The 22,210-nt window shown below is 29.9% G+C and carries 22 protein-coding genes and 1 rRNA gene; 8 read left to right on the top strand and 15 right to left on the bottom strand.

Features of this window, described 5'->3' with window-relative positions; translation table 11 throughout:
• Window positions 1-359: 359 nt before the first annotated feature.
• The 15 genes from BMX60_RS07895 to rpmH form a co-directional block, all read right to left on the bottom strand.
• The gene (locus tag BMX60_RS07895; RefSeq protein ID WP_091350967.1) at window positions 360-584 is read right to left on the bottom strand and encodes a hypothetical protein; all 225 of its coding nucleotides are present in this window, start codon (window positions 582-584) and stop codon (window positions 360-362) included.
• Between the two features lie 55 nt (window positions 585-639).
• Window positions 640-1,713: an alanine racemase gene (locus BMX60_RS07900; RefSeq protein WP_091350968.1), complete on the bottom strand. Its 1,074-nt coding sequence runs from the start codon at window positions 1,711-1,713 to the stop codon at window positions 640-642.
• Between the two features lie 15 nt (window positions 1,714-1,728).
• Window positions 1,729-2,403 carry a DUF554 domain-containing protein gene (locus tag BMX60_RS07905; protein WP_091350969.1) on the bottom strand — a complete coding sequence of 225 codons (675 nt, stop codon included), beginning with the start codon at window positions 2,401-2,403 and terminating at the stop codon, window positions 1,729-1,731.
• 1 nt (window position 2,404) lies between these two features.
• On the bottom strand, window positions 2,405-3,541 hold the full coding sequence (locus tag BMX60_RS07910) for an aminotransferase class V-fold PLP-dependent enzyme (RefSeq protein WP_091350970.1): 1,137 nt from the start codon (window positions 3,539-3,541) through the stop codon (window positions 2,405-2,407).
• A 115-nt stretch (window positions 3,542-3,656) separates the two neighbouring features.
• Complete coding sequence (locus BMX60_RS07915; protein WP_091350971.1) at window positions 3,657-4,511, bottom strand: ParB/RepB/Spo0J family partition protein; 855 nt, start codon at window positions 4,509-4,511, stop codon at window positions 3,657-3,659.
• On the bottom strand, window positions 4,504-5,265 hold the full coding sequence (locus BMX60_RS07920) for a ParA family protein (protein ID WP_091350972.1): 762 nt from the start codon (window positions 5,263-5,265) through the stop codon (window positions 4,504-4,506). Before BMX60_RS07920 ends, BMX60_RS07915 begins: the two co-directional genes overlap by 8 nt.
• Window positions 5,266-5,291: 26 nt before the next feature.
• Entirely contained in the window at window positions 5,292-6,128 is an 837-nt protein-coding gene (noc, locus tag BMX60_RS07925; RefSeq protein WP_091350973.1) for a nucleoid occlusion protein, read from the bottom strand.
• A 387-nt stretch (window positions 6,129-6,515) separates the two neighbouring features.
• The gene (gene rsmG, locus BMX60_RS07930) at window positions 6,516-7,217 is read right to left on the bottom strand and encodes a 16S rRNA (guanine(527)-N(7))-methyltransferase RsmG (protein WP_091350974.1); all 702 of its coding nucleotides are present in this window, start codon (window positions 7,215-7,217) and stop codon (window positions 6,516-6,518) included.
• Between the two features lie 4 nt (window positions 7,218-7,221).
• Window positions 7,222-9,090, bottom strand: coding sequence for a tRNA uridine-5-carboxymethylaminomethyl(34) synthesis enzyme MnmG (gene mnmG, locus BMX60_RS07935; protein ID WP_091350975.1), 1,869 nt, complete (start codon window positions 9,088-9,090; stop codon window positions 7,222-7,224).
• Window positions 9,091-9,101: 11 nt separating this feature from the next.
• Window positions 9,102-10,481: a tRNA uridine-5-carboxymethylaminomethyl(34) synthesis GTPase MnmE gene (gene mnmE, locus BMX60_RS07940; protein WP_091350976.1), complete on the bottom strand. Its 1,380-nt coding sequence runs from the start codon at window positions 10,479-10,481 to the stop codon at window positions 9,102-9,104.
• A 121-nt stretch (window positions 10,482-10,602) separates the two neighbouring features.
• Window positions 10,603-11,220 (bottom strand): RNA-binding cell elongation regulator Jag/EloR, encoded by a 618-nt coding sequence (jag, locus tag BMX60_RS07945; RefSeq protein ID WP_091350977.1) that lies wholly within the window; start codon window positions 11,218-11,220, stop codon window positions 10,603-10,605.
• Between the two features lie 3 nt (window positions 11,221-11,223).
• Window positions 11,224-11,883 (bottom strand): YidC/Oxa1 family membrane protein insertase, encoded by a 660-nt coding sequence (locus tag BMX60_RS07950; RefSeq protein ID WP_091350978.1) that lies wholly within the window; start codon window positions 11,881-11,883, stop codon window positions 11,224-11,226.
• Between the two features lie 15 nt (window positions 11,884-11,898).
• Window positions 11,899-12,108, bottom strand: a complete 210-nt coding sequence (gene yidD, locus BMX60_RS07955) for a membrane protein insertion efficiency factor YidD (protein ID WP_091350979.1) — start codon at window positions 12,106-12,108, stop codon at window positions 11,899-11,901.
• A gap of 1 nt (window position 12,109) precedes the next feature.
• Window positions 12,110-12,454, bottom strand: coding sequence for a ribonuclease P protein component (rnpA, locus tag BMX60_RS07960; protein ID WP_177159746.1), 345 nt, complete (start codon window positions 12,452-12,454; stop codon window positions 12,110-12,112).
• 49 nt (window positions 12,455-12,503) lie between these two features.
• The gene (gene rpmH, locus BMX60_RS07965) at window positions 12,504-12,638 is read right to left on the bottom strand and encodes a 50S ribosomal protein L34 (protein ID WP_091350981.1); all 135 of its coding nucleotides are present in this window, start codon (window positions 12,636-12,638) and stop codon (window positions 12,504-12,506) included.
• A gap of 473 nt (window positions 12,639-13,111) precedes the next feature.
• Here rpmH and dnaA point away from each other — a divergent pair, with 473 nt between their 5' ends.
• The 8 genes from dnaA to BMX60_RS08005 all read left to right on the top strand — a co-directional run.
• The gene (gene dnaA / locus BMX60_RS07970) at window positions 13,112-14,455 is read left to right on the top strand and encodes a chromosomal replication initiator protein DnaA (protein ID WP_091350982.1); all 1,344 of its coding nucleotides are present in this window, start codon (window positions 13,112-13,114) and stop codon (window positions 14,453-14,455) included.
• Window positions 14,456-14,622: 167 nt separating this feature from the next.
• Window positions 14,623-15,732, top strand: coding sequence for a DNA polymerase III subunit beta (dnaN, locus tag BMX60_RS07975; RefSeq protein ID WP_091350983.1), 1,110 nt, complete (start codon window positions 14,623-14,625; stop codon window positions 15,730-15,732).
• A gap of 11 nt (window positions 15,733-15,743) precedes the next feature.
• Window positions 15,744-15,953, top strand: a complete 210-nt coding sequence (yaaA, locus tag BMX60_RS07980; RefSeq protein ID WP_091350984.1) for a S4 domain-containing protein YaaA — start codon at window positions 15,744-15,746, stop codon at window positions 15,951-15,953.
• 17 nt (window positions 15,954-15,970) lie between these two features.
• Window positions 15,971-17,080, top strand: coding sequence for a DNA replication/repair protein RecF (recF, locus tag BMX60_RS07985; protein WP_091350985.1), 1,110 nt, complete (start codon window positions 15,971-15,973; stop codon window positions 17,078-17,080).
• A gap of 11 nt (window positions 17,081-17,091) precedes the next feature.
• A complete protein-coding gene (gene remB, locus BMX60_RS07990; protein ID WP_091350986.1) occupies window positions 17,092-17,340 on the top strand; it encodes an extracellular matrix regulator RemB in 249 nt (82 codons plus the stop codon).
• 114 nt (window positions 17,341-17,454) lie between these two features.
• Window positions 17,455-19,371, top strand: a complete 1,917-nt coding sequence (gene gyrB / locus BMX60_RS07995) for a DNA topoisomerase (ATP-hydrolyzing) subunit B (RefSeq protein WP_207648420.1) — start codon at window positions 17,455-17,457, stop codon at window positions 19,369-19,371.
• Between the two features lie 32 nt (window positions 19,372-19,403).
• Complete coding sequence (gyrA, locus tag BMX60_RS08000) at window positions 19,404-21,845, top strand: DNA gyrase subunit A (protein ID WP_091350988.1); 2,442 nt, start codon at window positions 19,404-19,406, stop codon at window positions 21,843-21,845.
• A 239-nt stretch (window positions 21,846-22,084) separates the two neighbouring features.
• Window positions 22,085-22,210: ribosomal RNA gene (locus BMX60_RS08005) — 16S ribosomal RNA — on the top strand; the annotation flags it as partial.

Raw genomic sequence — 22,210 nt, forward strand, 5'->3', positions numbered from 1 at the left:
TCAAACTATTTTATAATAAAATTTAGCAAGATTTATTGCTTTTACACAATAAACCTTGCTTATTTTTTATAACAAATTAACTTAATCACAGACTGAAGACAAACTATAGACAAAGTCATCACCAGCTGTGGTAATTAAACAAAGATACGATTAAGTTGAGGAGATAGATTTAAGAGCTAATTAGATAAAAGGAAGAAGGGGGGAGGAACAGGACGTTCCGAAAGCTCTATTGAGCCATGGACGGCGAATTAGAGCGGTACCCTTCTTCCTTTTAGATAGAAGCCTTAAATCTCGACGTAAAACTTTGTTAGAATGTTTAATTACTACAGCCTTTAAAAAATGATTTTGTCTACAAACTGTTAATCTTGTTTATTATTTTCTATTAAATTTACAGGTGCCCAATTATTGGACCAATCCCCTTGAAAAACATCACCTAATGCAAAAAAATCTTTATTATTTTTTTTATTATTTAGGCTAATATCTTGGTAGCTTACACCAGTCAAATTATATACTTCTTGTTCATTTAAACTCATTGAAAATTTGGGAGAAACCATCTCTGTTGGAGGTGTAATTTTCCTTTTCATTTCTTCACTCCTTTTTAAATCTAGTTTCTCCATTATTAAAATAGTTAATACTTTATTAGAAATTTAGTCTGCTTCCTTTATTTTCTAATAAAATATACTTTCCTTCTTTTTCTAGATAAACAAAAGGTGCTAAATTCATTACAACACAACTATGATTAGGAATTATAGTAATTTTTTCACCAATTTTAGGCAACATTGGGCTTTTTACTATTCCATGCTCTTCTGAAAGAGCAACTATTTCTGCTTCAGGATATTCTAATATTTTACCATAACCTTTAATAATTTCATTGCCGTGGGTACCTTTATCTAAACCTAATGTTTTTGAACCAGCATCTATGATAAATTTTCCATTTCCTCTGCTAATAACTGTAGATCTAACTTTTAAAGCACAATTATTAATGGTTGTTGTATTCAAAGAAACTTGGGTATAGTCATTAAAGATGTAATTTCCTGGCCTAACTTCTGTAATTTGGGGTATTTCCAAAAGATGTCTCAAAGTAGGAGTAGAACCTACACTTATTTCATCAATCATAATTCCTTTCATTTCTAAAAATTCCTTGAGATTTAATAAAGTTTTTCCTTCAGTCTCTGCTATCAATTTTATTTCTTCAATACTCTTTGCTTTGTAACTATGGCCTCCATGGGTTAATAATCCCTTTAAATTTAAATTTTTTAGTTTTAATACTTCTTTCACAAAATTAAATATATCTTCACTACTAGGTTTAAGCCCACATCTATTTAATCCTGTATCTATTTTTATTAACACATCTAAGGTTTGATTAGCAAACCCTTGACTTAATATTTTTGCACCTTCTAATGAATCTATAATTGTACTAATTTTTACTTTTCCAGATATTTCTTTTAATCTTTTCACATTTTCTTCACTTACTATGGGGTACGCTATTAATATATCTTTAAATCCTTCCTCTACTAATAATTCCGCTTCTGCCAACTTAGCAGTTGTGAAACCTATAGCTCCTAATTGTCTTTGAATATCTGCTAAGTAGGGAGTTTTATGGGCTTTAAAATGGGGTCTTAATTTTACTCCCCTTTCATTACATAATTCTTGAATTTCCCTTAAATTTCTCATCATAATTTCATAATTTATTATCACAGCAGGAGTATACATTATCTATCTCTCCTTTTAAAATAACATTGTAAATAAAATTATGAAAAAGAAGGCGGGCAAAAGGTTAGCAACTTTTATTTTAGTAATATTAGTAATATTCAAGCCTATAGCAAATATTAAAATTCCACCTAATCCTTTAATAGCATTAATCATTTCCCCTGTGGCAAAATCACCTAAAATTTTAGCCATTAAATATATTATTCCTTGATAGATAAACACTACAATTCCCGATATAGCAACTCCTATTCCTAGAATAGATGAAAAGGCAACAGAAGTTATTCCATCTAATGCAGCTTTTGCAATTAATGTTGAAGAATCATTAAACAAAGCCATTTCTATAGCCCCTAAAATTGCCATAGGGCCTACACAATATATCAAAGAAGCATAAATTAAACCTGATGCGATATCTCCTTTAACCACCCTATTTATTTGTTTTTCACACCATTTTGCCCCTTGATTAAATTTATCATCTAAGTTAATAGTCTCACCAACTATTGCCCCTAATGTAATAGCAATTATAACATGAAGTATGTTTGTTATTACCACCATACTTTGAATTCCAATAACTAAAACTGCTAATCCAATACCATATATTACCGTTTCCTCTACCCTTTTAGGTATTAACTTACCAAATAATGTACCAATGATCCCACCAATAATGATAGCAAATCCATTAACTAAGTTCCCCATTTTAACTCTCCCTTATCTCTTTAATAGCTTTAATTAAAATATCTATCTCTTCTATTGTATTAAATATACCAGGAGTTACCCTTATAGTTCCTTGTTCTAAAGTTCCAAAAAATTTGTGGGCTAAGGGACTACAATGTAAACCAGCTCTAACAGCAATGTTATAAACTGTATCTAAGATAAAGGCTACATCTGTAGATGCCATGTCCCCAAGGTTAAAAGATATAACTGGACCTCTATTTTCTAAGGATTGAGGGCCATAAAAGGTTACTATACCCTCTAACCCATCAATCAACCTTTTTAATAAATTAAGTTTATGAGACTTTATTTTATCTAACCCTTGTTCATTTATAAAATCTACTCCAGCTCCTAAAGCATAAATTCCTGCTGTATTCATAGTTCCACTTTCATATCTTTCTGGCCCTTTAGCTGGAACTTCTGGTGATTCAGACTTACTACCAGTACCCCCTGTTTTAAGTGGCTTTAAAATAATATCTTCCCTTACATATAATCCTCCTGTACCCATTGGCCCTAATAACCCTTTATGACCTGCAAAAGCCAACATATCTATTCCCATTCTTTGAACATCTATTTCTTCAAAACCTAAACTTTGGGCCCCATCAACTAGTAATAATACTCCTTTATTTCTAGTTATTTGCCCAATAGCTGATAAATTTTGCATGGTCCCAAAGACATTACTACAATGATTTATCACTACTAACTTTGTATTTTTTTTAATTTTCCTTTCCAAATCTTCTAGTATAATATACCCTTCTTTATCATGTTCACAAAAATCTAACTCAATCTTAAAGTTTTTCCTCAACCATTCAACTGGTCTCCAAACTGAATTGTGCTCTAATTTACTAATTATAATATGATCTCCTTCACTAACTACTCCTAGAATTCCTTGATTAAGGGCCTCTGTAGTATTTGATGTAAAAATAATTTCCCTTGTACTATTAGCCTTAATAAATTCCCGTATTTTCTCTCTAGTGTTATAAATAACTCTAGCACACTCTCTAGCTAAACTATGACCTCCCCTACCAGGATTAGCTCCATAATTACGAAATGCATAATCATGGGCTTTATATACATTTTCAGGTTTAGGAAAACTAGTAGCACCGTTATCTAAATATATCATTCTTTCGTTACAGAAAACATCTGTAACATTTCACCTCCATCATTTAATTTTATCTTTTTTGTTTCACGTGAAACAATTTTGTTTTACAAATTTCCTCTTACAAAAAACAAGGGTTTTAACCCTTGTCAAGTAGTAATTGAATGATTCTATTAAGGTCATTTTCATCATAATAATTGATTTCTATAACTCCCTTTTTATCATTCCCTTTGATTTTTACCTTTACTCCAATGGATTCCATGATTTTTTCTTCAACATCTTTTATTTCTGGATCAATGTTCTCTTCTTTTTTTAATTTTAGAATTTTTTCTTTTTCCCTTAATTCCTTTACATATTTCTCTATTTGTCTGGTATTCAAAGATTTTTCTACTATTAAATTGGCCACTTCTTTTTGTTTGCTTTTATCTAATACCAATAATGGCCTTACTTGTCCTGGTTTTAATAACCCTTTAATTACCAGTTCTTTAACATCTTTTGCTAAATCTAATAACCTGAGGGTATTTGCAATTGCAGACCTACTTTTCCCTAACCTCAAGGATAGTTGCTCCTGTGTTAAATGAAATTCATCTATTAGTTTTTGATATGCTTCTGCTTCTTCAATAGAATTTAAATCTTCCCTTTGTAAATTTTCTATAAGGGCTATTTCAGCTAACTGCCTATCTGTAAAATTTTGAATCACAGCTTTTATGGTATCTAGACCGGCTATTTTACTAGCCCTCAGTCTTCTTTCCCCTGCTACTAGTTCATATCCTCCTTCTATACTCCTGACAACTATCGGTTGAATTATACCGTGAATTTTAATTGACTCTGCTAATTCTTGAAGGGATTCTTGTGAAAAGTTTTTTCTAGGTTGTTTAGGATTTGGTCTAATTCTACTGATAGGAATATCCTGAATTGAATTAGGGTTAATATCTTGTTGTGGTAATTCGGGAATTAAAGCACTAAGACCTCTACCTAACCCTTTTTTAGACACCTTTTAACACCTCCTCCGCCAAGGCTTCATAAACTTCTGCCCCTTTGGATTTTGGATCATATTCTAAAATAGACTTACCATGGCTAGGTGCTTCGCTTAATCTAACATTACGGGGAATTATAGTTTTATAAACCTTATTACCAAAGAAGTTTTTTACTTCTTCCACTACTTGATTAGATAAATTAGTTCTAGCATCATACATTGTCAATAAAGCACCTTCAAAGGTCAATAAAGGATTTAAATGTTTTTGAACAAGATTAACAGTATTAACAAGTTGACTTAATCCCTCTAAAGCATAGTATTCACACTGGATCGGTACTATAACACCATCTGCTGCTGTTAAAGCATTAATGGTCAATAGTCCTAGAGAAGGAGGACAATCGATAATAATATAATCATATTCTCTCCTCACATTTGCCAATCCATTTTTTAATCTCACTTCTCTAGATACAGTAGGAACCAATTCAATTTCTGCTCCTGCTAACTGAATTGTAGCAGGGGCTAAATCTAAGTTTTTAACAGATGTTGGAACTATAATTGCATCCAAAGGAAAGTCATCAACTAAAACATTATATATACATTTTTTAATGTGATGTTTATTAACTCCAAGACCACTAGTAGAATTCCCTTGGGGATCTATATCTAATAAAAGTACTTTTTTCCCTTTCATAGCTAAGTAAGCACTTAGGTTAACGGCTGTAGTGGTTTTTCCTACACCACCTTTTTGATTGGTAATTGCAAAAACCTTAGACATATTTAAGCTCCTTTCATTACATTATTTCAACGGTTTTTAGGTAGTCTAATTCTTACTTCTAGATAATCTTCATTATCGTCTTCTTCCATAATAGCATCAATACCAGTACTCTTAATAGTACTTACAACTTGCTTTATTGAATTCAAGAAAATTCTAAAATCCTTTATGACAAATCTACGGGTTTGAGCCTTGCTTGTTTCATCATTGCTTTTCTCTTCAGTTACCCCAGTTTGTACAAGGATTTCTACTGCTTCTTCTGTTTGCCTTACTGTCATTCCTTCATCAATTATCCTTTTCAATAAAGGTAATTGTTCATGTTCAGGAAGTTTTAATAATGCCCTAGCATGTCTTTCTGTTAAATTACTATTTTTTAGTTGTTCCTTAACCTCTTGAGGAAGTTTTAATAATCTTAATTTATTAGCAATAGTTGATTGACTCTTACCAATTCTCTGAGCCAACACTTCTTGGGTCAAATTAAATTCAGTTATTAACCGGTGTAAACCCTCTGCCTCTTCTAAAAAGTTTAAATTTTCCCTTTGGATATTCTCAATTAATGCTATTGCTGCCATTGCCCCATCATTTGCTTCTTTAACAATAGCTGACACTTTATTAAAACCTAATTTAACACATGCTTTAAATCTTCTTTCCCCGGCAATGATTTCATATTTATCATCTACTTTTCTCAAAATGATAGGTTGTAATAATCCATATGTTTTGATGGACTGGGCTAATTCATCGATTTTTTCATCATCAAAATGCTTTCTCGGCTGAAATGGATTAGAAGTGATCTTATTGATAGGGATTTGTTGAATTTCTTCTCCTTTTTCCAATTGACCTAATAATTTTGATAACTGTTCTCTCATAGAAAAAGCTCTGTAAAATCCAAATATGGATTTTACTCATACACTAAGCTCTTAAAACTTAGTGTACCAAATGGCATTTCTCTACAATGCCATACCGCGAGCTAACGGTTACTCCCTTTCCTCCCTTCTTTTAAATCAAATAACTAAAATCCATTGTTGGAAATGTAGAGTAGTTACTTGATTTCTTTTTATATCATTTCTCCTATCCTCTATCCCAGTTAAGTAAACATATACTAGTTTTTTAACAGTTAGTTATGCTACATTCATTCAACTTTATAATTTCGCTAAAATTTACTTTATTCCTTCTTAAATTACTAAAAAATAATTAAAAACTTCAAATAAAAAATTAAACCATCATTCAATAGCTTATGATGGTTTAATTTTAAATTAAAGGGGCTTTTTATTGGGAATTCCCGCTTTTCTGGGATATTTTTGATCTGTATTAAACACTTTCTTAATTTTAATTATAGAACGGACATCAGATATTTTAGGTAAAGTATAAGTATATGTTTTTTCTACTTTACCCCCTAAAATCTCAATGGCTTTTATGCTCTGTTGTATTTCTTCTTCCCATTTATCTCCCTTATATGCTATAAAATAGCCACCTACTTTAACAAAGGGTAAACAAAGTTCTGCTAAAATATTCAATGGAGCAACTGCTCTAGCAGTTGCATAGGTAAATTTCTCTCTATATTGTAAATTTTTACCATAATCTTCTGCCCTACCGTGAATTAGAGTTAAATTATCCAAAACTAAATCCTTTTTAACTTCTGATAAAAATTTCAATCTCTTTTGTAGTGAATCTAGAGCAGTAACCTTTAAACTGGGATTTACTATAGCTAAAGGAACTCCTGGGAATCCAGCCCCACTTCCCACATCAATTATAGAGCTACCATTTGTAAATTCATTAACAGGTATAATTGAATCAACAAAATGTTTAATAGCTATACCATCATTATCAACTATAGCAGTTAGATTAATTTTTTCATTCCAGTCTAGTAACAATTCTTTATACTTTATAAACTGCTCCACATTATAATCAGTTATAGCAATATTAAAATCCTTAAGATATTCCTTTAAAATTTCCATTTATTTACATTCTCCTCATTTGTTCTAAATATATTAGTAAAATAGAAATATCTGCTGGAGAAACTCCAGAAATTCGTGAAGCTTGACCAATGGTTTCAGGACGAATTTTATTTAATTTTTCACGGCTCTCTCTTGATAAAGATTTAATCTCATCATAATTTATATCTTTAGGGATTAAAATATTTTCTGATTTACTAAATCTGTTAATTTGTAAATTTTGTTTTTCAACATAACCAGAATATTTGATTTGTATTTCAACTTGTTCTTTAATTTCATAAGGTAAATTTTTATTTCTAGGTACTAATTTTTCTAAATCACTATACTTAATTTCTGGTCTTTTTAATAGATCTGCTAATGAGTAACTTTTATTTATTGGAGCTGAACCCATAGTAACTAATATCTCATTATTTTCTTTTGAAGGTGTTACCATGGTAGACTTTAACTCATTAATTTCTTCTTCAATGGAACTTACTTTTTGTAAAAATTTATTATAACGCTTTTCATCTATTAATCCAATTTCATATCCTTTTGGAGTTAATCGTAAATCAGCATTATCTTGCCTTAATAATAACCTAAATTCAGCCCTTGAAGTTAACATACGGTAAGGTTCAGGAGTTCCTTTAATTGTTAAATCATCTATTAAAACTCCTATATACCCTTCAGATCTTTGTAGGATAAATGGCTCTTTACCCTTAATTTTCAAAGCAGCGTTAATCCCTGCAATTAAGCCTTGAGCTGCGGCTTCTTCGTAGCCAGAAGTTCCATTAAATTGACCAGCAGTAAATAGACCTTCTATTTTTTTAGTTTCTAATGTCCTTTTTAATTCTGTAGGATCAATACAATCATACTCTATAGCATAGCCTGGCCTAGTTATTTTAACATTTTCTAAACCAGGTATAGTTCTGATGAATTCATATTGTACATCAACAGGTAAACTAGTAGACATACCCTGAAGATACATTTCATTGGTAAACATACCTTCTGGTTCCACGAATAATTGGTGATTTTCTTTATCGGGAAATCTCTTAATTTTATCTTCTATTGATGGACAATATCTTGGTCCTACACCCTCTATGACCCCAGAAAATAAAGGAGATCGATGAAAATTATTTCTGATAATTTCATGGGTCTTTTCATTTGTATAGGTTAAATAACATGGAACTTGTTCTCTTATAAGATCTTTTTCATCGGTAGTAAAGGAAAATTTTAAAGGTTTATCATCTCCTGGTTGAATAATCATTTTACTGTAATCTAAAGTTCGGCCATCTACCCTCGGTGGAGTTCCTGTTTTAAATCTCATTAATTTAAGACCCATTTCTTGTAAAGAATTAGTCAAATTTTTAGCGGCAAACTGACCATTAGGTCCACCTTCATAATTTAAATCTCCTAAAATTATTCTACCCCTTAAATATGTCCCAGTAGCTATTATTAAAGCTTGACAATAAAACTTTTCTCCAGTATCCAATTGGATTCCTTCAACTTTATTTCCTTTAAACAAAATTTTATCTACCAAACCTTGCCTAACTTCTAAGTTTTCTTGGCTTTCTAATGTCTTTTTCATATTAAGTTGATACATTGCTTTGTCCGCTTGTGCCCTTAAAGCATGAACAGCTGGACCTTTACCGGTATTAAGCATACGGATTTGAATATATGTCTTATCAATGTTTTTCCCCATTTCTCCACCTAAGGCATCTAATTCCTTTACTAGATGGCCTTTTGCTGGACCACCAATAGCTGGATTACAAGGCATTAAAGCTATATTATCTAAGCTTAATGTAAAAATAATGGTTCTAATTCCCATTCTTGCAGATGCTAGTGCAGCTTCACAACCAGCATGTCCAGCTCCAATCACTATACAATCATATTTATTCATATATTACCACCTCATTTTCCTAAACAAAATCTAGAAAATATTTCATCGATAATGCCCTTATTCAAAGTTTGTCCCGTTACTTTCCCTAAGTTTTCCCAGGCATCTCTTAAATCTATAGCTATTATATCTAATGGAAGGCCATTTTCAATATTCTTTATAGCATCTTCTAAATTAATTTTAGCATCTTGTAAAGATTTTTCATGTCTAATATTGGATATCAGAACCTCATCACTTCTACTAATTAGATCTTTTAATTCATATGTCTTAATTATTCCTTCTTCAAGTTTGTCTAAATTTATATCTTCATTTACAGATATTTCTATAACTTCTTGGTAACCAGTAATATTTTGTACTTCTTCCTTTGTTAACACTTGCTCTAAATCCCTTTTGTTCAATAAAACGATTACATTTTTTCCTTGAAGTAGTTCTAAAATTTGTTGATCATATATATCCCAACTTCTAGAACCATCTAAAACAAACAAAATTAAATCACTTTCTTCGATAGCCTTTTTACTTCTTTCAACACCTATCTTTTCTACCACATCCTCTGTTTCTCTAATACCAGCAGTATCCACTAAAATCATAGGTATTCCCCTAATTGATATTTGTTCTTCTAATATATCCCGAGTAGTACCAGGAATATCAGTAACTATAGCCCGTTGTGAATTTAATAACCTATTTAGTAATGATGATTTTCCCACATTGGGTTTTCCAACTATAGTTGTTTTTATACCTTCCCTTAATATTTTACCTGCTTTTGATGTTGTCAATAATTTTTCTAGTTTTTCTACTCCTTCTAATAGACTTTCTTTAATTTTTAATGTATCTCCTTCTTCAAACACTTCATCTGGATAATCAATAGTAGCTTCTATATAGGCCAAGGCAGAAATAATTATTTCGTTAATTTCTTGTACCTTTGCAGACAACTTACCAAGTACATGACTTGTAGCAACATTTAAACTAAGATCAGTTTTAGCAGAAATAAGGTCCATTATCGCTTCAGCTTGGGATAAATCAATACGTCCATTGAGAAAAGCTCTTTTTGTGAATTCCCCAGGTTCAGCTAACCTAGCCCCTTTTTTCAAAATTAACTCCATTGTTTTTTTTATGGGAATACTCCCTCCATGGCAATTTACTTCAATAACATCTTCTCCAGTATAGGATTTAGGAGCCTTAAAAATTGACAGTAATACCTCATCTATTACTTTATCACCATCTACTATATAACCAAAATTTATAGTATTAGCCTTAAATTGATTAAAAGCTATATTTTTAGGGGACCGAAAAATTTCTTCAGCTATTTGAAAAGCTTTAGGACCACTTATTCTAACTATCCCAACACTGCTTTGTCCAATGGCTGTGGCTACTGCCACAATTGTATCTGTTAACATAAACTTTCACCTCTAATAAATTCATTTAGCAACTAAAGAAGTATTATTATCTTACCAAATTTCTAAGAAAATATTTAGTAGTTAAAAAACCAGTTAACAAAATGTCAACTGGTTTTGCTATCTACCCAATTGGTTCTATAACAACCCTTCGATTAGGTTCTTCACCTTCACTATAAGTTTCAACTTCTGGATCATCATTTAATACACTATGAATAATTCTTCTTTCCATAGCGTTCATCGGTTCTAAAACTATTCTCTTTTTATACTTTTTAGCCCTTTCCGCTTGTCTAATTGCCAATGCCTCCAGAGTTAATTCCCTTTTATCTCTATATCCATTTACATCTAAAATGATTTTTATATATTCTTCAGTCTTTTTATTTATTGATAGACTTAATAAATATTGTAAAGCATCGATAGTTTTTCCATGTTTACCAATTAAAATTGCTAAATCATCACCAGTAACTTTAGCTTTTATAAATTCTGGGTATTCATCGACTTTTAAAGAATAGTTAATATTAAATTCCTTTAAAACACCATGTAAAAATTTCTTTACTTCTTTTACAGGAATAAATTTTTCTTTTATTAAAACTTTCGCAGGTTTAGCCATAATACCTAAGATCCCTTTTGTTGGATATTCTAAAACTTCATAATCTATTTCATCTTTAGTTAAGTTTAGTTGTTGTAATCCTAACTCTACTGCTTCCTCAATGGTTTTAGCGGATATCTCAACAACCTTCATTTTTTATGCCTCCCCTTTTTCTGGTTGTGTTTCAATTCCAACATTTAATAGATAGTGTTGTAATATACCAAAAATATTACCAACTGTCCAATACAAAGCTAATCCAGCAGGGAGGGACCAACTGAAAAATACAATCATAATAGGCATTATGGTAGTCATTGCTCCCATTCCACCTTGAGCTGCAGCAGGATTATCGGCCATACTTTGTTTTGATTGAAGATATGTAGTTATACCTGCTAATGCTGGTAAAATAGCACCTAAAGGAAAACCTAATTCGTTTGCATTTTTAGCTAAATCTAAACCTAAAAAGAAAGTATTTGTGATATTACTAGTATCTTGAATAACCCTAAACATAGCAATAAAAATAGGAAATTGGATTAAAATTGGTAGACAACCAGCTAATGGATTAATTTTATGCTTAGCATACAACTCCATCATAGCTTGATTTAATGCCTGTTTATCATTTTTATATTTTTCTTCAAGTTTTTTTCTTTCAGGCATTAAAGCATTTATAGCTTTTGTTGACTTAATCTGTTTTAAATTTAACGGAAATGTAACTAATCTAAAGAACAAAGTTAACATAATTATAGCTAAACCATAACTATTAGTAAGATTGTAAAAAATTGTTAGTAAACTACTTAAAAAATTTGATATGATGTTCATTTTTATCCTCCTTTACTATTTAAGAGGATCATAACCACCTTTATGAAAAGGGTGACATTTTGAAACCCTCTTTATTGTTAAGATTAAACCTTTAAAAAAACCGTATTTTAGAAAAGCCTCTTTAGAATATTCAGAACAAGTTGGATAAAATCTACAACTTGGCCCTTTTAATGGTGAAATGTATTTTTGATAAAAGTTAATCAGTACAAGGACTACTTTAACCATTTTATTCTCCATATTGTTTATTTACCTTTTTCAACAAATAAACAATATCTTTCATTATAACATTATAATCAGCTTCAACAATTTTAGGTCTTGCTAAAAAAATTAAATTTATGTACTCATTTATCTCAACGGGAGAATTTCTAAAAGCTTCTCTCATTAATCTTTTATATTTATTTCTAACTGTTGCTTTACCTATTTTTTTACTAACAACAAACCCTACTTTTCCTTTTGTATTTGTTTTATAAAAATACAAAACCAAGTTTTTTGTAGAAATTGATTTTCCATTATTATAAATAATTTTAAATTCTATATTTTTTTTTAAAGGTAATAATCCTTTTAATTTCATCATTTTCAGCTCCGAATAAAATGCACAAAAAGGCTACTAAAAAGCAGCCTTATGCACTTAATCTTTTTCTACCTTTTTGACGGCGGCGTTTTAAAACATTACGGCCAGCTTTAGTGCTCATTCTTTTTAAAAACCCATGATTTGATTTACGTCTTCTTACTTTGGGTTGGTAAGTTCTTTTCATCGCATTCCACCCCCTTAATTACGCTACCTGATATTATACATTAATAGTTTGCTATATGTCAAGACTGTGGATTATTACAATTATCCACAAAAAATCAATTTTTTTGGGGATAATTGTCGTTTTTATTATTGCAGTCTGTGGATTAATTTGATAAACTGTTTATACTTAATATTTTATCCACAAAACAAAGTTATCAACAACCTGTGAATAAAATTGTGGATAAAATAACTCTCAATTATACTGTTAATTTTGTGGAAAACTATAAAAAACTTATTTTTTTCGAATTTTATCCGATAACAATTAATGTGGATATTGTTATCTTTTTTGTTGATATTTCTATAATAATTATTCACAATTAACATTTGGTTATACACTTTTCCAATATAAATGTGGATATTTTTTGTTTTATTATTTATCCACAGTAGAGTTTTGCACAGTAATTTAGGAAAAAGTTTCTTTAGGGAGGTTTAAAAATGAATTCTTTCTTAAACAATCTATGGACAGAAGTATTAAAAAAATTAGAAGAAAAACTAAGTAAACCAAGTTTTGAAACCTGGTTACAAGGTACTACCCCTATTACTTTATATAATAACAATATCATTATAGGCGTACCTAATGATTTTACAAAGGAATGGTTGGAAAACCGTTATTCCCATCTAATTAAAGACATTATTCTAAAAATTACTGGGGAAGAATATCAGATTAATTTTATTGTTCCTAAAGATGATTCTATAATTCAAAAACCTAAAAAGAAATTTGTACCTATAGATAACAAAAATAATGACGATTTTATAACTCCCCAACTTAATCCTAAATATACCTTTGAAACTTTTGTTATTGGTAATAGTAATAGATTTGCCCATGCTGCTTCTTTAGCTGTAGCTGAAGCTCCAGCTAAGGCATATAATCCATTATTTATTTATGGTGGAGTTGGTTTAGGTAAAACCCATTTAATGAATGCTATTGGCCATTATGTGTTAGAACAAAACGCTAATAGTAAAGTAGTTTATATTTCAACGGAAAAATTTACAAATGAATTTATTAACGCTATTAGGGATAATAAAACGGTAGAATTTAGGAATAAATATAGAACAGTTGATGTTTTACTAATTGATGATATTCAGTTTTTAGCAGGTAAGGAACAAACTCAAGAAGAATTTTTCCATACTTTTAATACCCTTCATGAAAACAATAAACAAATTATTATTTCTAGTGATAGACCTCCCAAAGAAATTCCTACATTAGAAGATAGATTAAGATCAAGGTTTGAGTGGGGATTAATAACTGATATTCAGCCACCAGATTTAGAAACTAGAGAAGCAATTCTAAGAAAAAAGGCGGATATAGAAAATCTAGATATACCAAACTCAGTAATTATGTTCATTGCAAATAAAGTAGCTACTAATATAAGGGAATTGGAAGGTGCTTTAACTAGGGTTATTGCTTATAGTTCTATGACAGGACAAGAAATTTCTGTAGAGCTAGCTCAACAAGCATTAAAAGACATACTACCTGATACAAAATCAGAAGTGGTAACTATAGAAAAAATTCAAGAAATAGTAGCTAACCACTTTGGTTTAAAAGTAGAAGATTTTAAAGCTAAAAAAAGAACTAGGACAGTTGCCCACCCAAGACAAATTGCTATGTACTTATCAAGGGAGTTAACAGATAATTCTTTACCAAAAATAGGAGAATTATTTGGTGGTAGAGACCATACTACAGTACTCCATGCCCATGAAAAGGTAAAAAAAGATATTGAAACAAACAAAAACTTTAAATTAGAAATAGATGCACTAATAAAAAAAATAAAAAGTTAAGTTTGTGGATAATTGTGGACTCTTTAAAAGTTATTCACATGTTTATTAAATTTTTTCAAACCCTTATAAATCGTGGATTTTTATAGTTATACACATATCAACAACCTTTATTATTAATGCTATTATCTTTAAAATAATATTATATTATTAACAAGGGGGAAATATTCATGGAATTTTATTGTTCCCAAGAAAATTTATTATCAGCTATTACTATAACCCAAAGGGGTATTTCTAATAAAACTACAATACCTGTTCTATCTGGTATACTTTTATCATTAAAAGGTAATAACTTAACAGTAAAAGCTACAGATTTAGAAATAGCCATTGAATGTAATCTAAAAGTTAAAGGTATAGTTGATGGAGAGATAATCATTCAAGCTAAAATTTTTAGTGATATAATCCGTAAATTACCTAAAGAAGAAATTAATTTTATTGTAACTGAAGATAAAATAGTATATATTAAATCTAAATCAATTAATATCCAAATAACTGGACAAAACAGTAATGAGTTCCCTGAATTCCCTAAACTTCCAGAAAAGAAAGTTCTTTCTATTTCTGAATGTATATTTAAGAGTATATTAAAACAAACTACTATTTCTATTGCTACTGAAGAAATTAGACCAGTTCTAACGGGAGTTTTATTTCAAATTAAAAATAATACTTTTAATGTAGTTGCCACTGATGGTCATCGTTTATCATATAGAGTAGGAATTATTGAAGATGAAGTAGTTGAAGAAATAAAAACAATAGTTCCTGGAAAAGCTGTTAACGAGTTACAAAGAATACTTGTTGAAGATGAAGATAAGAATATAGATATATATATAAATAAAAATATTATTTTCTTTGTATTCGACCAGATAATATTTAGTACAAGGGTAATAGAAGGGAAATATCCACCTTATGAACAGATAATACCTAGAGAAAATAAAACTTTAATTAAAGTAAATACAAAGGATTTTTTAAGTGCTATTGAAAGGGCTGAACTCCTTTCTAGAGAAGGATCTAAAAGTTTAGTTAAATTTAATGTTAAAGATAATAAACTTAATATTACATCCCATAATCCTAATTTAGGAAGTTCTGAAGAATCTTTAGAAATAAGTAAATCTGGAGATGATCTAATTATTTCTTTTAATGCTAAATTAATAACAGATTGTTTAAAGGTAATTGAAAGTAATGAAATAATAATGGAATTTAATGGTTCATTTAATCCTTGTGTAATTAAACCAAGTACCGAAGATAATTTTCTATACTTAGTGTTACCAATAAGAACAGCATAGGAGAATGAAATATGAATACAGTAAAAATAGATACAGAATATATACAATTACAACAATTTTTAAAGCTAATTAATGTTGTTGAAAGTGGAGGACAAGGTAAAATTTTTATTCAAGAAGGAAATGTAAAAGTAAATGATAAAATTGAAACACGTAGAGGTAGAAAACTCTATCCCAATGACAAAATTACTATAAAAGGTATTGGTGATTTTGTCATAAAGTAATTGGGAGATGGTATTAAGTGTATATTAAAAATATTCAATTAAATAATTTCCGTAATTATACTAATCTAAAAATTGATTTTGAAAAAAATATCAATATATTCGTTGGTAATAATGCTCAAGGAAAAACTAATTTACTCGAAGCTATTTATTTTTTAGCATTAGGTAAATCACCGAGAAATCATATTAAAGACGACCTAATTCAATGGCAAAAGCAGTATTTTTATATTAAAGGGACAATCATTGAAGATGATTGTTCAACAACAATAGAAATGGGGTTAAACAAAAACAATAATAAAATAATAAAAGTAAACGGTGTTGAAAAAAAAAGTTTTGCTGAAGTTTTAGGTCTATTCAATGTGGTAATTTTCTCTCCGGAAGATTTATTATTAATTAAAGGGAGTCCAAATACAAGGAGAAACTTTTTAGATGGTGAGATTAGTCAAATATTCCCGTATTATGCAAAATTATTAAATCAATATAATAGAATTATTTTAAACAGAAATAGTATTTTAAAGACCAACAAAAATGAATTACAAAAAACTATAGATGTTTTTGATATACAGCTAGCTAAAGTAGCAAGTGAAATTATAAAAAAACGTTTAGATATTTTAGAAAGAATTAAAATTTTATCAAATTTAATTCATAGAAAGTTAACGGATAATCAAGAAAACCTTGAAATAGAGTATCATTCCTCTTTAGGAATTAAAGAATTGTCCAAAATAAGCAAAGAAGAAATGGAAAATATATTTTTACAAAAATATAGAGAATCCTTAGCAACAGATTTAAGGAATAAAGTAACATCTATTGGACCCCATAGAGATGATCTTATAATTAAAATAAATGGTTATAACGTTAAAAAGTATGGGTCTCAAGGTCAACAAAGAACGGCAGTGTTATCCCTTAAAATTGCAGAATTAGAATTATTTGTCTCTTATAAAGGGAATTATCCAGTTCTTCTCCTTGATGATGTGTTATCAGAACTTGATGAAAAAAGGAGAACTTTTTTAATAAAAAATATAAAAAATAAAATACAAACCTTTATTACAACAACAGATAAAGATAATCTAATCTCAAATTCTGGTAAAATATTTAAAATAGAAAAGGGTAATATTCTAAATGAAAGTTAAAGGTGAAAAAAATGGTTCTTCATTTAGGTAATCTAGTAATTATATCTTCAAAAAAACTTATTGGAATTTTTGATTACAATTTATTCAAAAAAAATGGCAAAGAAGAATTATACAATTTTATTAACTATTCAAAGAAAAAAATAATAAAAGTAGATGAAGAAGCTAAAATAAAATCTTTAATTGTAACAGATAATGAGATATATTTATCACCCATTGCTACTACTACATTAAAAAAAAGAATAGAAAAAAATATATATTAGCCACGGACTAACCGTGGCTAAATTTTAATTAAGTTTCTCTTGGAGTTTTGACATTATCTGATTATCAAGTATAATTATAATGATATAGAGTTTTAAACCATTGGAGGAATGGAAATGGTAGGAAAAAATAATAATCAAAATAATATCACATATACAGCAGAACAAATTCAAGTATTAGAAGGGTTAGAGCCTGTTAGAAAAAGGCCAGGTATGTATATAGGTTCTACCGGTACAAAAGGATTACATCATTTAGTATATGAAATTGTAGACAATAGTATTGATGAAGTTATGTTTGGTTGCGATACCATTATAGTAGAACTTAATGAAGATGGAAGTGTATCTGTAACTGATAATGGTAGGGGTATGCCTGTAGATATACATCCTAAAATGGGTAAACCTGCTGTTGAAGTAATTTTAACAGTACTTCATGCCGGTGGTAAGTTTGGAGGAGGAGGTTATAAAATTACAGGAGGTCTCCATGGTGTTGGTGCTTCTGTAGTTAACGCTCTATCTAAATGGCTAGAAGTAGAGATAATGATAAATGGTAAAATTTATCATCAAAGATTTGAACGGGGAGAAGCGGTAACTGAATTAAAAATTATTGGCAATACAGAGTCTAGAGGAACAAAAGTGACATTTCTTCCAGACCCTGAAATTTTTGAAACTGTTGAGTTTTCCTTTGATATCTTAAATACAAGATTAAGGGAATTAGCTTTCTTAAATAAAGGTGTATCAATAACCTTATATGATAAAAGAATTGATAAAAAAGAGGTATATAAATTTGATGGAGGAATTGTTTCATATGTAGAATTCTTAAATAAAAATAAAGATGTTATTCATAAACCACCAATCATCATTGAAAAGGAAAAAGATGGATGTATCATAGAAATTTCCCTTCAATATCACACTGGTTATTCTGAGGGGATATTTTCCTTTGCAAATAATATTAATACCCATGAAGGTGGTAGCCATGAATTAGGTTTTAAAATGGCTTTAACCAGGATAATTAACGATTATGCTAGAAAAAATAATCTATTAAAAGAAAATGAGAGTAATCTAACAGGTGAAGATGTTAGAGAAGGGTTAACAGCAGTTATAAGTGTAAAATTACCTGAACCTCAATTTGAAGGTCAAACAAAAACAAAATTAGGTAACCCTGAAATGAGAGGTATAGTGGATTCAATTTTTAGTGAAGAATTTGGAATCTTTTTAGAAGAAAATCCACAAATAGCAAGGAAAATAGTTGAAAAAGGACTTCAAGCAGCAAGGGCAAGGGAAGCAGCTAGAAGGGCCAGGGAACTTACTAGAAGAAAAAATGCTTTAGAAATATCTTCTCTTCCAGGTAAACTAGCAGATTGCTCTTTAAAGGATCCTGCTTTAAGTGAAATTTATTTAGTAGAGGGTGATTCAGCTGGTGGGTCAGCAAAACAAGGCAGGGATCGAAGATTTCAAGCTATTTTGCCTTTAAGGGGTAAAATTATTAACGTGGAAAAAACAAGGATAGATAAGATATTAGGAAACGAAGAAATTAGAACAATTATAACTGCTTTAGGTACAGGAATAAGTGATGATTTTGATATTAATAAATTAAGATACCATAAAATTATAATTATGACAGATGCTGATGTAGACGGGTCTCACATAAGAACTCTTTTATTGACTTTCTTCTATAGGTATATGAAACCGTTAATAGAAAATGGTTATGTATATATTGCTCAACCACCTTTATATAAAGTTAAAGTTGGTAATAACGAAAAATATATTTATAATGATAGAGATTTAGAAATGTATTTAAATACCTTAGAGAATAAAAATTACTCAATACAAAGGTATAAGGGTCTTGGAGAGATGAATCCAGAACAATTATGGGAGACTACTATGGATCCAGAAACTAGAACAATACTCCAAGTATCTTTAGAAGATGCTATACAAGCAGATGAAATTTTTAATATTCTTATGGGTGATAAAGTTGAACCTAGAAGAGAATTTATTCAAACCCATGCTAAAAATGTAAAGAACTTAGATGTATAGAGGTTTACTAGATAGAAGAGGTGAATTTTTTAATGAATGAAATAACCCATGGTAAAATAATACCCATAGATTTAAGTCAAGAAATGAAGCAATCTTATTTAGATTATGCAATGAGTGTAATAGTAGGTAGAGCTCTTCCTGATGTTAGAGATGGATTAAAGCCAGTTCATAGAAGAATTCTTTATGCTATGAGTGAAATGGGATTTACTAATGATAAACCTTATAAAAAATGTGCAAGGGTAGTTGGTGAAGTTTTAGGTAAATACCATCCCCATGGTGATATGGCAGTATATGATGCCCTTGTAAGGATGGCTCAAGATTTTTCAATTCGCTATCCTTTATTAGATGGTCATGGTAATTTTGGTTCTATTGACGGTGATTCTGCAGCAGCTATGCGTTATACAGAAGTTAGATTAGCTAAAATAACAGATGTATTATTACAAGATATAGAGAAAGATACCGTTGATTTTAAGCCAAACTTTGACGAAACATTACAAGAACCTTGGGTTTTACCATCAAAATTTCCCAATATTTTAGTAAATGGTTCTTCAGGAATAGCCGTAGGTATGGCTACAAATATACCTCCCCATAATTTAGGAGAAGTTATTGATGGAACAATAAAGTTAATAGATAATCCAGATATCTCTATTAATCAATTAATAGAAGTAATAAAAGGTCCAGATTTTCCTACTGGTGGTATTATTAAAGGGAAAGATGGAATAAAAAATGCTTATAAAACTGGACGGGGAGTTATAAAAATTCAAGGGGAAATATCCCAAGAACAAATGAGTAATGGAAAGACAAGATTAGTTATAACAGAACTACCTTATCAGGTTAATAAAGCAAAACTTATAGAAAAAATTGCAGAATTAGTAAGGGATAAAAAAATAGATGGTATAACTGACTTAAGGGATGAGTCAGATAGAAAAGGTATGAGGGTAGTTATTGAATTAAGAAAAGATGTTAAGCCAGAATATATAACTAACCTTTTATTAAAACATACCCAATTGCAACAAACTTATGGAATAATTATGTTAGCTTTAGTAGATAACCAACCTAAGGTTTTAAATTTAAAGGATATATTAATACATTATCTCAACCATCAACGGGATGTAATTACTAGAAGAACTAAATACGATTTAAATAAAGCAGAGGCAAGGGCCCATATCTTAGAAGGTTTAAGGATTGCATTAGATAATATTGATGAAGTAATTAAGACAATTAGAGCAGCTAAAACAACAAATGAAGCAAAGGAAGGATTAATCAATAAATTTGGTCTTTCCGACAAACAAGCTCAAGCTATTTTAGACATGAGATTACAAAGATTAACTGGTCTTGAAAGGGAAAAAATCGAGACAGAGTATAACGAAGTTTTAAGCAAAATAAAATATTATAAAGAATTACTAGAGGATCCTAAAAAAATTGATGCAGTTATAAAAGAAGAATTACTAGAAGTAAAAGAAAAGTATAATGATCAAAGAAGAACAAGAATTACTGCCGATGATGATGAAATAGAGTATGAAGATTTAATTGCAGAAGAAGATGTAGTTGTTACAATTACCCATCAAGGATATATAAAAAGGCTACCCTGCTCTACTTATAAAAGCCAAAAAAGAGGTGGAAAAGGTGTAACAGGGATTGCTAGTAAAAACGATGATTTTATCGAACATCTATTTATAACTTCTTCCCATAACTATATTTTATTCTTTACCAATAAAGGAAAAGTGTATAGAAAAAAAGTTTATGAAATAACTGAAAGTGGAAGACAATCTAGGGGAACTTCTATAGTAAATATTTTACCCCTTGAAAAAGATGAAAAAATAACATCAGTTATGCCGATAAAAGAATTTACAGATGGTTATTATTTATTTTTTGCAACAAAAGAAGGATATGTAAAGAAAACTAGATTAGAAGAATTTGAAAACATTAGAAAAAATGGGTTAATTGCTATAAGTTTACCTCCAGGTGATGAGTTAATTGGTGTTAAATTAACAGATGGAAAGCAAAAGATTTTATTAGGAAGTGAAAATGGTTTAGGGGTTAAGTTTGATGAATCTGATGTTAGGGAAATGGGACGTTCTGCTAGAGGGGTAAAAGGTATAAGTTTAAATGAAGGAGATAAAGTTATAGATATAGTAACGGTAAATCAAAATGAATATTTATTAACTGTTACAAATAAAGGTTTTGGAAAAAGAACAAAAGTAGAAGAGTATAGGGAACAATCCCGTGGAGGAAAAGGAATCAAGTTAATGAATTTAACTGATAAAAACGGAAAATTAGTTGCATTAAAATCAGTTTCAAATGAAGAAGATATTATGGTTGTTACTAACAAAGGATTCATCGTAAGACAAAACATAGAAGAAATAGGTGTATTTGGAAGAACAACTCAAGGAGTTCGCTTAGTAAAACTCTCTGATGATGACTATGTTGTTGCAGTAGCAAAAGTAGTTTCAGAAAGTGAACAAGAGGAATAAATAATGGGGGACAGGTACTGTCCCCTATATAAATTTTTAACATTATAATTAAAAAGAAAAACAAAAAAACAAAAAAAGGTGTTGACAAAGGAAACGAAAAATGATAAGATAAGTTTTGTCGCCGCGAGGTGACAAAAAAGAAAAAAGTTCTTTGAAAAAGTTCCTTGAAAGAAAAACCTTTCAGGAAAGAATATAGCATCGAAAAAACTTTGAGTTTAAGTCAGGAAAACTTTTCAAATTTTATGGAGAGTTTGATCCTGGCTCAGGACGAACGCTGGCGGCATGCCTCACACATGCAAGTCGAACGGGGTTAGGTTGAGAGCTTGCTTTTGACCTAACCTAGTGGCGGACGGGTGAGTAACGCG

Source organism: Anaerobranca gottschalkii DSM 13577, from assembly GCF_900111575.1.
In the GTDB taxonomy this organism is placed as follows: Bacteria; Bacillota; Proteinivoracia; order Proteinivoracales; family Proteinivoracaceae; genus Anaerobranca; species Anaerobranca gottschalkii.